General features: G+C 60.3%; 10 protein-coding genes. 4 read left to right on the forward strand and 6 right to left on the reverse strand.

Features of this window, described 5'->3' with window-relative positions:
* The first annotated feature begins 56 nt into the window (after window positions 1-56).
* Window positions 57-3,578 carry a calcium-binding protein gene (locus tag BK670_RS00915; RefSeq protein ID WP_259697509.1) on the forward strand — a complete coding sequence of 1,174 codons (3,522 nt, stop codon included), beginning with the start codon at window positions 57-59 and terminating at the stop codon, window positions 3,576-3,578.
* A 136-nt stretch (window positions 3,579-3,714) separates the two neighbouring features.
* On the opposite strand, the gene BK670_RS00920 is transcribed toward BK670_RS00915, so the two are convergent.
* From BK670_RS00920 to BK670_RS00930, 3 genes are read right to left on the reverse strand one after another with little or no spacing between them, the layout of a single operon-like run.
* Window positions 3,715-4,305: an LON peptidase substrate-binding domain-containing protein gene (locus BK670_RS00920; RefSeq protein WP_123448260.1), complete on the reverse strand. Its 591-nt coding sequence runs from the start codon at window positions 4,303-4,305 to the stop codon at window positions 3,715-3,717.
* 10 nt (window positions 4,306-4,315) lie between these two features.
* Window positions 4,316-5,032 (reverse strand): LrgB family protein, encoded by a 717-nt coding sequence (locus tag BK670_RS00925; RefSeq protein WP_007958637.1) that lies wholly within the window; start codon window positions 5,030-5,032, stop codon window positions 4,316-4,318.
* The gene (locus BK670_RS00930) at window positions 5,032-5,394 is read right to left on the reverse strand and encodes a CidA/LrgA family protein (protein ID WP_123448261.1); all 363 of its coding nucleotides are present in this window, start codon (window positions 5,392-5,394) and stop codon (window positions 5,032-5,034) included. The genes BK670_RS00925 and BK670_RS00930 overlap by 1 nt, the downstream gene beginning before the upstream one ends.
* A gap of 194 nt (window positions 5,395-5,588) precedes the next feature.
* Between BK670_RS00930 and BK670_RS00935 the strand changes: the two genes are divergently transcribed.
* The 3 genes from BK670_RS00935 to BK670_RS00945 all read left to right on the forward strand — a co-directional run bounded on the left by BK670_RS00935 (window position 5,589) and on the right by BK670_RS00945 (window position 8,553).
* Window positions 5,589-6,044 carry a MaoC family dehydratase gene (locus BK670_RS00935; RefSeq protein WP_007909575.1) on the forward strand — a complete coding sequence of 152 codons (456 nt, stop codon included), beginning with the start codon at window positions 5,589-5,591 and terminating at the stop codon, window positions 6,042-6,044.
* A 112-nt stretch (window positions 6,045-6,156) separates the two neighbouring features.
* On the forward strand, window positions 6,157-7,884 hold the full coding sequence (locus BK670_RS00940) for a C13 family peptidase (RefSeq protein WP_123448262.1): 1,728 nt from the start codon (window positions 6,157-6,159) through the stop codon (window positions 7,882-7,884).
* A gap of 27 nt (window positions 7,885-7,911) precedes the next feature.
* Window positions 7,912-8,553 carry an oxidoreductase gene (locus BK670_RS00945; RefSeq protein WP_034153753.1) on the forward strand — a complete coding sequence of 214 codons (642 nt, stop codon included), beginning with the start codon at window positions 7,912-7,914 and terminating at the stop codon, window positions 8,551-8,553.
* Window positions 8,554-8,719: 166 nt separating this feature from the next.
* Here the strand turns inward: BK670_RS00945 and BK670_RS00950 are convergent, their stop codons facing one another.
* From BK670_RS00950 to mpl, 3 genes are read right to left on the reverse strand one after another with little or no spacing between them, the layout of a single operon-like run.
* Window positions 8,720-9,004: a YceK/YidQ family lipoprotein gene (locus BK670_RS00950; protein WP_123448263.1), complete on the reverse strand. Its 285-nt coding sequence runs from the start codon at window positions 9,002-9,004 to the stop codon at window positions 8,720-8,722.
* A complete protein-coding gene (gene ubiX, locus BK670_RS00955; protein WP_007909567.1) occupies window positions 8,997-9,644 on the reverse strand; it encodes a flavin prenyltransferase UbiX in 648 nt (215 codons plus the stop codon). The genes BK670_RS00950 and ubiX overlap by 8 nt, the downstream gene beginning before the upstream one ends.
* A complete protein-coding gene (gene mpl, locus BK670_RS00960; RefSeq protein WP_007909560.1) occupies window positions 9,641-10,990 on the reverse strand; it encodes a UDP-N-acetylmuramate:L-alanyl-gamma-D-glutamyl-meso-diaminopimelate ligase in 1,350 nt (449 codons plus the stop codon). The genes ubiX and mpl overlap by 4 nt, the downstream gene beginning before the upstream one ends.
* Window positions 10,991-11,320 lie beyond the last annotated feature (330 nt).

The following is an 11,320-nucleotide window of genomic DNA, read 5'->3' on the forward strand; positions in this document are numbered from 1 at the left end:
TTCAAACCGGTACGGAAACCGGGGCGGCATGACGCTTATCATTAAAGGATCAATTCATGGCAACAGTTATCGAACCAGCAATCGAAATACCCCTCTCTCCCACTCTCCAGGTAACACCGATCCATAGTTCGGCCAATACTGATGCACCTGTGGCCCGCAATATTGAAGCCACTCCCACACCTGCAAACGTAACAACGGACATACTCATCGACGGCGATGGCGTAAAAGCCACACTCAAATCCCTCGACAAACATTTCGGCCCCCTGCGCATCGGTGAAGTCTGGGTGAGCCGCGTGGAACTCAAGGCTCTGGGCGCCACGGTCAACGGCCAGGTTATCAGTGCGGCGAACGCCAGCATAAAAACACCGGACCAGGCCTTTCTGAACGCGCTCAACTTCAACTCGGCAACCGTCGAGACGCGCGTCAAGCATGCGGACATCGCCGACAGCGGGGTCGTGGCCACCCTCTTCTTTGAAATTGCCTGCAAACGTTCCGCCAACGCCTCGGCGCTGTTCGTCAGCGCCAGACCGCTGCCCCCCGACAGCGGCATGGATCGACTGAACCAACTGAGCCACGCGGCACAAACACTGGACATTCATCGCGTCGACTCGTTTGAGAATGCACCGGGCTGGGTCAGCAAATCCAAAAGCTACCTGATGAGTGGCGCCGGTGTAGGGTTGCAGGCGTTTGGTATCTACAGCGGCTATATGGCGATGATGGACGCCATCAAAAAAGGCGACACGCTGGAGGCGGTCTACCAGGGGGGGTCGATTGCTGCCGAATTCGGTTCTCTGATCATCGAACGCGGGCTGACCAAAACCGGCGAAGCGATGCTCAGAAACGGCTCGAAGGCGTTTGGGCGATTCCCGCTGACCTCGGCCGGCAAACACCTGAGTCGGGGTGCCGGCCTGTTTGCCAGTGCGATCACCCTGCCATTCGACATCAGCGATGCCGTGTCCTCGTTCAAGGCAGCCGCAGCGACCAGCGGCAAGGAGGCGCAGGACCACTACGTCGCCGGCGGTCTGAGTGTCGCCGGTGCGGGCATCAGCCTGGCGCTGGGCGCCGCGGCGCTGGCCGGGTTTGGCAGCGTCGCCGGCCCACTGGGCCTCGCCGCAGCGGCCATCCTCATCCTCGGGTCGATGATTTACCAGGCCGCGCGAGTGGTCGACGACATTGATGATTACATCGAACTGAGCGCCCATGAACGCTTGCGCTCCGGCTGGTTCGCTTTCACCGGCCAGGAGCTGGATCAAGAAGTGCTGGACCGCTTCAAAATCTCCAAGGCCTTCAGTGATTACACCAAGCAACGAGATGTCTCGGCCAAAGCCCTGCTGGAAGGTGCCTACAAGAACTTTGCGCAATATGTGGTCAACGGCAGCTTCAGTGTCGAACTCAAGCCCTTGAAAATCTGGCGATACCAATGGGACGAGCGCGCCGGAGAGCAAGCGTTCAAGCTCGACAGCGAAACAGTCATCATCGGCGGCGACGACATCATCGATGCCCACGACGGCATACCGACAAACCTCGCGGGCAGCGTCAAAGGTGCGCCCGGTGATGACAAAGGGGTGTTCTGGCGGCTCGATGACGGCAACGATCAGGTTGTCGGGGTCAATGACAAACCTAATTTCTTCAGCTATCGGGAGGGCACGAAGACCCTGACCGGGGGCAGCAAGGCCGATGAGTTTTACTTCGAAACCACCGCCAACATACTCAATCAGGTGACAGCGCCATCCAGGACCAGCACCCTCGATGGCGGCGAAGGCCCCGACACGCTGGCCTTTGAAGGCCGCCGCCCGGCCACCGATACGCGCCACATCGGTTACGACATCAATCTGCAGACCGGCAAGGTCGCCCTGCGCAGCCATGACCAGACCACGACTGCGATCGAGATCGCACACGTGCGCGCGATCGAAAACATCTCGACATTGCGCAATGGTGTCAGCCTGGTCACCGGGAGCAGCGAAGCCAATCGCATTTCGGCCAATGGCAATGATCACATCGCGGCCGGCCACGGCGACGACACCATTGCCATCCGCGGCGCCGATTGCCGTGTCGACGGAGGTCAGGGCCAGGATCGCTACTACATCGCCGATACCACAGCCATAACAACGATCATTGAAGACGGCGAGCAGTTGAGCGTCATCGAACTGGGCTGGCCCATCGAATGGATCCAGCGTTGGCAGATCGTCGGCACCTCACTGCTCGTCAGCTCCTTGCGTGGCCGCGACGGTGAAGACCCCGAGCATGTCCTGACGATCGAAAACACCTACCAATGGGTCGACGGTCAGCGCCACCTGAAAAATGGCCAATTGCTGTTCAAGACCCAGGACGGCTATGAACTGATGCCGGCCCTGCCTTCGCTCATGCAAGGGGCGCAGGCGCAGGATGTTGAAGTGGTCGTCAGCAGCATTGGCAAATCCGCTGCCACCGAGATTGTCAATGGCGGCACGGTTACGCTCGCGGAGCAGGGACCGAAGCGGCATTTTGTGGCACGCACCGACCGCAGAGTCGAATTCGTTGCCAGTCCCGGCCTGCCAGGCAGCTCCAGGGTCATCTACCTGGATTACAAGGATGAGGAAATGGCCGATGTGATCGTCAATTACCATGTCGAGAAGCGCGCGGGCGTATCGCTCAACTCTCACCTGTATTACAGCAACATCAATATCTCGCTGTTGCTTCCATCGAAAACAGTGACGTTCAAGGGGATCATCCAGGCTTCGACGCACGCCAACGGCTACAGTGGCCGGAACAGCCTCAAGGTCACGACTGCGCAGGTGACACAGGACATTGCCCTGGTGATGCAGGATGGCGTCTCTTACCGGCTGCAATTGCCCGCTCTGCCCTATCTGTCAGACGCCATGGAGCCGGGCAACAAGCTTCGCAAGGCAGCAGACTGCCTGAAGCCAAGGTATGGAGATTATCTGTTTTCCCGGCCAACGATTGCTCGCACCGTCGCGCTGCCAGCCACACCCAACCGGGTCGATATAGAAGCCGTATCCCACAATGGCATCTATGTTTTACAAGGCGAAAGCTCGACCTACGACATCTATCTGGCCAGCAACGTGATCATTCGCCTGATGACGCCCGGTGCCACTGCAAAAACGAACAATGCCTCCACCTGGAGTCTGTTCACCGCGCGGATGAGCGAGGCAATCGGCCGCGACGACATCAAGCTCGAGTCCGAGCGCCTGTGGGTGGGCAGCGCCTTGATCGAGTTGCCGACCATAGAAGATGACGTGCCCGTCGAATCGGTGAGCGTTGTGACCCGCTCCGGCAACATTTATGAGGCCGCGTTGCTGTTTGAAGTGCTGCAACTTTACCTGATCAACGCACAAAGCTATTCGAGTCTCGATAGCCTGCTGGCCGACATCCGCCTGCACCGGCAACGCAATGAGCTGGCCGCCAGAGTCATTGTCCAGAACCTTGGCACAACTACGAAAACGAACGACAGGGTGTATTACAACTCGATAAAAGACTATTGGGGATTCGACAACGATCCGTCCTTGCAGATCAAACCCGAAGACCTCGTCATAGCACCGGCCGCCATCGCCTCCCTGGACCCGAGCGAACCTGCTTGATGCCCAGCGCCCCGATGTGATGTTCATCATTACATCGGGGTCTGATCCGTAGGGGGCCTGATGAAGCGTTCCAGTGACTCATGCTCAAGAAAAGCGCAAACACTGCGAGCGTGTCGCGGGGTGTGTCGAGGTGCAATTATGCGAACAACTCACCCTGCAACTCATCGAGCAACGCCTGGATCGCGTCGAGTCGCTGTTGCGGGTCATCGAGTTGCAACAGATCGATTTTGTCTTCTTCAGTGAAAGGCAACAGATAGGCCAATTGATTGGCCAAGGACTGCTGTCCCAGCGCCTCTGTACCCATGTTCAGCGCCTCGACCATCGGATGCTCCGCCAATGCCTTGAGCAGCGCCACCAAGTCGGCATCTTCATCCTGCAACGGTTGCTCCGGCTCCTCGTCCAGCCACTCGACATCGGCGATGATCAATTGATCGCGCTGCACTTCGGTGCGCAACACGCTGAAGCGTCGACCGCCTTGCACCCGAATCCCCAGCAGACCATTGTCCTGCTGCTGGAAATCGGTGATCCGCGCCTCACAGCCAACCAAGGCAAAACCTTCAGGCGCAACACCCACCTCATGGCCATCAAGGATGCATACCACGCCGAAACCGCCGCCCTGTTTCATGCAGCGGCCGATCATGTCCAGATAGCGCGCCTCGAAGATCTGCAGGTCGAGGTTGCAGCCGGGAAACAGCACTGTGTTGAGCGGAAAAAGCGGCAGACTCATAGACATTTCCTTACACCACCATCGACACCGCCAACGGCAGGAACACCGCCGTGGCCACGCCCATCAGACTCATTGCCAGCGCCGCGAAGGCGCCGCACTCATCACTTTCCTGCAACGCCACCGAGGTGCCGACCGCATGCGCGGTCATGCCCAGCGCCATACCGCGCGCCTCGGGGCTGTGCACACCGAGACGAGTCAGCAGCGCCGGGCCGAAGATCGCGCCGATCACCCCGGTGATCAGCACGAACACCGCCGCCAGCGCCGCGACGCCACCGATCTGTTCGGCCACCAGCATCGCGATCGGCGAGGTCACCGACTTCGGCGCCATGGTCATCAGAATCATGTGATCAGCACCAAACCACCAGCCCAGCGCCACACCCATGCCCGTCGCGACCACGCCGCCTATCACCAGCGTAGTAAAAATCGGCCAGAACAATTGACGGATGCGTCGCAGATTCAAGTACAGCGGCACCGCCAGCGCCACCGTTGCCGGGCCGAGCAGAATGCTGAGGATCTCGGTGCTCTTGCGGTACTCGGCGTAAGTCAGGCCGCAGCCGACCAGCACGCCGATCACCAACAGCATGGAGACCAGCACCGGTTGCAGAAAGATCCAGCGGGTTTTCTCGAACGCCGCCAGCACCAGTTGATAAGCACCGAGGGTGATGCCGATACCAAACAGCGGATGATGAATGACTGAAGCCCAGGCACCCTGCCAGTCGAAAAGCATCAGGACTCCTCCGACGTGGGTGCGTGCCGTTTGACCAGGCGCTGCATCAGTACCCCGGCGAACGCCATCGACAGCAGCAGCGACAACACCAGCGCCCCGACAATCGCCCAGAAATCCGCAGCAATCGCCGTGGCGTAGACCATCACGCCGACGGCGGGCGGTACCAGCAGCAATGGCAGATAGCGCAGCAGGCTGCCGGCCGCGAGGTTCAACGGTTCGCCGACTTCACCGCGAATGATCAGGAAGACCAGCAACAGCAGCAGACCGATGATCGGCCCCGGCAGCACCGGCAACAGCAAATGATTGAACGCCGTGCCGAGCAATTGAAACAGCACCAGCAGGGTCAGGCCACGTAGCAACATCCGACATCTCCGTCTTACTTTTCGCCCAGCAGAGGCTCGGCATTATAAGCACGCCTGCGCTATGGATCGGCATTCGCCAAAAGCATGGTCGGTTGACCGGAGCAAATCGCCATGATGATCTACAGTGGTTCGCAGGGCGGTCAAATCCCCCACCTGAAAAACTATAAAACCCGATGAACCCAAGGAGAGTCTCAATGCCCTATGTTCCCGTTGCAGAGCTCAAAGATTATGTCGGCAAGGAACTCGGACGTTCCGAATGGCTCACCATCGATCAGGAACGCATCAACCTGTTCGCCGAAGCCACCGGTGATTATCAGTTCATTCACGTCGACCCGGTCAAAGCCGCGCAAACGCCATTTGGCAGCACCATTGCCCACGGTTTCCTGTCGTTGTCGCTGATCCCGAAATTGATGGAAGACATCCTGATCCTGCCGCAGGGCGTGAAGATGGTGGTCAACTACGGTCTGGACAGCGTGCGTTTCATCCAGCCAGTGAAGGTCAATTCCAAGGTCCGCCTGAAGGTCGATCTGGGTGAAGTGACCGAGAAAAAACCGGGCCAGTGGCTGCTCAAAGCCACCGCGACACTGGAGATAGAAGGCTCGGACAAACCGGCCTATATCGCCGAGCCACTGTCGCTCTGCTTCGTCTGATGGTTCTGGATGCGAAGCAGCGCACGCTGTTTCGCGTCAACACTGTTTTTACCGGCTGCATTAGGTCACATAGCTGCGGCATACTCGGTCGCCTAATTGCCCGGATCCCGCTATGCGCTCACTTGCTCGTCTTGCACCCCTTGCCTTGACCCTGATGCTCACCGCGTGCGGCGACGGCGAATCGCTGTTGCCCCCGGATGCGCGCCTGCCCGACGGCGGACGCTATCGCGGTGAACTGGTCGATGGCTTGCTGCAAGGTCAGGGCCGCGTCGACTACCCCAACGGCAGCTGGTATGCCGGGCAGTTCGACAAGGGTCAGTGGCATGGTCAGGGCGAATGGCACGGCAGCAACGGCGAAGTCTATCGCGGCCAGTTCCAGCAAGGCCTGTTCGACGGTCAGGGCAGCCTGACCACCAACGCCAGCAGCTACACCGGCGGCTTCAAACAGGGACGCCGCGAAGGCGAAGGCACCCTGAAAGAAAACGCCATGACCTACCGTGGCGAATTCAAGTCTGACCAATATTCCGGGCTCGGCCGCCTGGAAATGGATGACGGCAGCTCCTATCAAGGCCAGTTCGCTCACGGTAAACCCAACGGTGAAGGCCAGCGCGGCGATGCCAGCGGCAACTCGTTCAGCGGGCATTTCGTCAACGGTCAGCTGGAAGGCAACGGCACGTTCAACAGCGCCGACGGCGATATCTACGTCGGAGGCTTCAAGAACAATCAACTGCACGGCAAAGGTCGCTACGAAAACGCCGACGGCGACGTCTGGCTCGGCCAGTTCAAGGAAGGCGCGCTGACCGGCAAAGGCGAACTGAACGGTGCCGACGGCAGCCACTACATCGGCGCTTTCAGCGACTGGCGCTTCAGCGGCCAGGGCCGATTGAACCTGCCTGACGGCAGCTTCTATATCGGCGGCTTCGACAACGACAGCTACGCCGGACGCGGCACCCTGGTGCTCACCGATGGCAGCGTGATGAGCGGCACCTGGATCAACGGCCAGCGCGTGCGCGATGCTGACGGCAAGTTGCTGCCCGATACGCTCGAACTCGGTTTGCTCGCTCAGGGCCGTCTGCTCGATGACGCGCTGGCGGCCATCCCTGCTTCGACCCCGGCGGTCGAGTTGTACACGTTGACCCTCGGTGGCGACGGCAAGCAAAGCGTGTTCCTGCGCGAATCCGACTACGTCGCCAACATGCTCAACACGCGCTTCGGCGCTTATGGCCAGGTCCGTCTGGTCAACCACCGCGACCACCTCAGCGACCGGCCGATGGCCACCCGCGAAAACCTGCGTCGTGCCGCGCAAACGCTGGCCGAACGCAGCGGCCCGGAAGACCTGCTGTTCATCTACCTGACCAGCCACGGCACCGCCGAACATGAACTGGTGCTCGACCAGCCGCGCATGGAACTGGCCGACCTGCCCGCCGACGAACTCGCCGCCGTGCTGGCACCGCTGAAAAACCGTGACAAGATCATCGTGATTTCGTCGTGCTACTCCGGCGGTTTCATCCCGGCGCTGAAAGACGAACGCACGCTGATCATGACCGCCTCGCGCGCTGATCGCGTGTCCTTCGGCTGCTCGGAAGAAGCCAACTTCACCTACTTCGGCGATGCGCTGTTCGCCCAGGCCCTGAACCAGACCGATGATCTGGAGCAAGCCTTCAAACTGGCCAAGGCCACCGTCGCCGAGCGTGAACTGGCGGATAATTTCGAAGCGTCGGAGCCGCAGATCTGGGCACCGAAAACCGTGCTGTCGCACTGGCAACTGCTACGCAAACAGCAAGCGAGAAAAGCATTGCAAAGTGCTGCGTTGAACGACGGAGCGACAAAGAGCAACTAAGCTGAACAGTATCAAGGGAGAGACACTATGTACTTGACGCCTCAGCACGTATTGCTTGCCGGAGCCACCGGGTTGACCGGTGAACATCTACTCGACCGTTTGCTCAACGAGCCAACGATTTCTCGCGTGCTCGCCCCTTCCCGTCGGCCATTGGCCGAACATCCGCATCTTGAAAACCCGGTGGGCGATCCGCAGGCGTTTCTGCCGCAGCTCAGTGGCCGCGTCGACATCGCCTATTGCTGCCTCGGCACCACCATCAAACAGGCCGGTTCGGAAGCGGCGTTTCGCGCCGTGGATCTGGACATGGTGGTGGCGTTTGCCAAACGCGCGCGGGAGATGGGCGCGCGGCACCTGATCGTGATCAGTGCGATCGGCGCGGATCCGAAGTCTTCGGTTTTTTACAACCGGGTCAAAGGCGAAATGGAGCAGGCCTTGCGTGCGCAGGACTGGCCGCAACTGACCATTTGCCGGCCGTCGTTGTTGCTGGGTGAACGCACGGAGCCACGCTTGGCCGAACAGTTGGCCGGGCCGTTGTCGAAGCTGATTCCGGGTAAATACCGGGGCATCGAAGCGTGCCAATTGGCGCGGGCGATGTGGCGGCTGGCGCTGGAAGAGCAGGATGGCGTGCGGGTGATCGAGTCGGATGAGCTGCGCAAGCTCGGCAAATAACTGCGGGATTTTGTGGCGAGGGAGCTTGCTCCCGCTCGACTGCGCAGCAGTCGCAAATCCTGAGCATGCGGTATATCTGATCTGATGGACCGCGTCGTCGGGTTTGGGGCCGCTTCGCAGCCCAGCGGGAGCAAGCTCCCTCGCCACAGGAGTGCACAGCACTCCCCTACAATCCACCAGTCGCCTGAAAACTCACGCCAATCACCGTCAGCAATGACAACGGCAACAACAGCGTATCGAGCAACGCACTCGCCGGCAGATCCACACCCGGATAACTCGGCGCCTCAGCCCCGAACCGGTCCATCGCGCAGCACCCGCCATTCAGCGCATACAAATCCAGCCGCGTCCCGGAGTACACCACCGGCGCCCCCGGTTTGGCCGCATCCAGCGTGCGCGCCGTCGCACACCCGGTCAGCATCAACGCCAACCCGATCGCCAGCAGCTTATTCATCACTGCTCAGATGATGCTCACCCCAACGCGGCAGCATGTCCTGGGGAATGCCAAGCAGATTGAGGATCCGCGCCACAACGAAATCGATCAAATCATCAATGGTTTGCGGCTGGTGATAAAAGCCCGGCGAGGCTGGCAGAATCGTCACGCCCATGTTCGACAGCTTGAGCATGTGCTCCAGATGAATGCTCGAATACGGCGCTTCACGCGGCACCAGAATCAACTGGCGACGCTCTTTCAAAGTGACATCAGCCGCGCGCTCGATCAGGTTATTGCAGGCACCCGTGGCAATCGCCGATAGCGTGCCCGTAGAGCACGGCACCACGACCATCGCCGCCGGAGCGCCCGACCCCGAGGCCACCGGCGACATCCAGTCTTCCTTGCCGTACACGCGGATCTGCCCGGCGGCGGCCCCGGTGTATTCGGTCAGGAAGGCCTGCATCATCTGCGGCTTGGGCGGCAGCGTGACATCGGTCTCGGTAGCCATGACCAGTTGCGCAGCTTTCGAGATCAGGAAGTGCACTTCGCGATCTTCCCGCACCAGGCAATCGAGCAGGCGCAAGCCGTACTGCGCGCCGGACGCGCCGGTCATCGCCAGCGTGATGCGTTCGGGGCCATTGCTCTCAAAGCGAGTGTTCATTGCAGCGCCTCGGCGAGTTTGCCGTGCAGGCCGCCGAAGCCGCCATTGCTCATGATCACCACGTGCGTGCCGGGCTGCGCCTGGCTTTTCACACGCTCGATGATGCCTTCCAGCGAGTCGCTGACAATCGACGGCACCGTGCACAGCGCGGCGGTGCCGGCCAGGTCCCAGCCGAGGTTGGCCGGGGCGTACCAGATCACTTGATCGGCATCGACCACGCTGTCGGGCAAACCGTCACGGTGCGCGCCGAGCTTCATCGAATTGGAGCGCGGTTCGATGATCGCGATCAGCGGTGCGTCGCCGATGCGTTTGCGCAAGCCGTCGAGGGTGGTGGCAATTGCAGTCGGGTGGTGGGCGAAGTCGTCGTAGATGGTAATGCCGCGTACTTCGGCGACTTTCTCCATGCGGCGTTTGACGTTCTTGAACGCGCTCAGGCCAGCGATGCCCATCGACGGCACCACGCCAACATGACGAGCAGCGGCCAGTGCGGCCAAGGCGTTGGCGACGTTGTGCTGACCGGTCAACTCCCATTCGACGGTGCCTTGCGACACACCTTCGAACATCACTTCGAATGCCGAACCGTCTTCGCTCAGCAGTTTGACCTGCCACTGACCGCCGGCACCGGTGGTTTGCACCGGGGTCCAGCAGCCCATTTCGATCACACGCTGCAAGGCCGGCTCGGTGGTCGGGTGGATGACCAGACCTTCACTCGGAATGGTCCGCACCAAGTGATGGAACTGCCGTTCGATCGCCGGCAGATCGGGGAAGATGTCGGCGTGATCAAACTCAAGGTTATTCAGGATCGCAGTGCGCGGACGATAGTGCACGAACTTCGAGCGCTTGTCGAAGAAGGCGCTGTCGTATTCGTCGGCCTCGATCACGAAGAATGGCGTGCCGCCCAGGCGAGCAGATACCGAGAAGTTCTGCGGCACGCCGCCAATCAGGAAGCCCGGGCTCATGCCGGCATGTTCCAGTACCCAGGCGAGCATGCTGCTGGTGGTGGTCTTGCCGTGCGTACCGGCAACCGCCAATACCCAGCGACCTTGCAGCACATGGTCAGCCAGCCACTGCGGGCCGGACACATACGGCAGACCTTTGTTCAGCACATATTCCACCGCCGGGTTGCCGCGGGACATGGCGTTGCCGATCACCACCAGATCCGGTGCCGGATCGAGTTGCGCCGGGTCATAACCCTGCGTCAGCTGAATGCCTTGGGCTTCCAGCTGTGTGCTCATCGGTGGATAGACGTTGGCGTCAGAGCCGGTCACGTGATGGCCCAGCTCTTTGGCCAACACCGCCATCGAGCCCATGAAAGTCCCGCAGATACCCAGAATATGAATGTGCATAGTCGACCTCGTAAAACATGGCCGCAGGTTAGCTTAGGGAGGGGGAAATCGCACTCTTTAGGTGAGGGGCGGGACTGGTTGGCCGCAGTATCTCGGTTCGGCAGCTAATTGTCGCCCCTCACCCCAGCCCTCTCCCGAGGGAGAGGGAGCCGATCTCGGTTGCTTTCAAATCCTGAGTTCGGCTCAATATTTCAGGTCGGCGTAAATCGCCAAAACACCTCGATCAGTCCCCTTTCCCCCAGGGAGATGGAGCCGATCTTGGTTGCCTTCAAATCCTGAGTTCGGCTCGATATTTCAGGTCGGTGTAGATCAGTAGACCGACTCGGTCAG

Source organism: Pseudomonas fluorescens (assembly GCF_003732425.1).
In the GTDB taxonomy this organism is placed as follows: domain Bacteria; phylum Pseudomonadota; class Gammaproteobacteria; order Pseudomonadales; family Pseudomonadaceae; genus Aquipseudomonas; species Aquipseudomonas fluorescens_BE.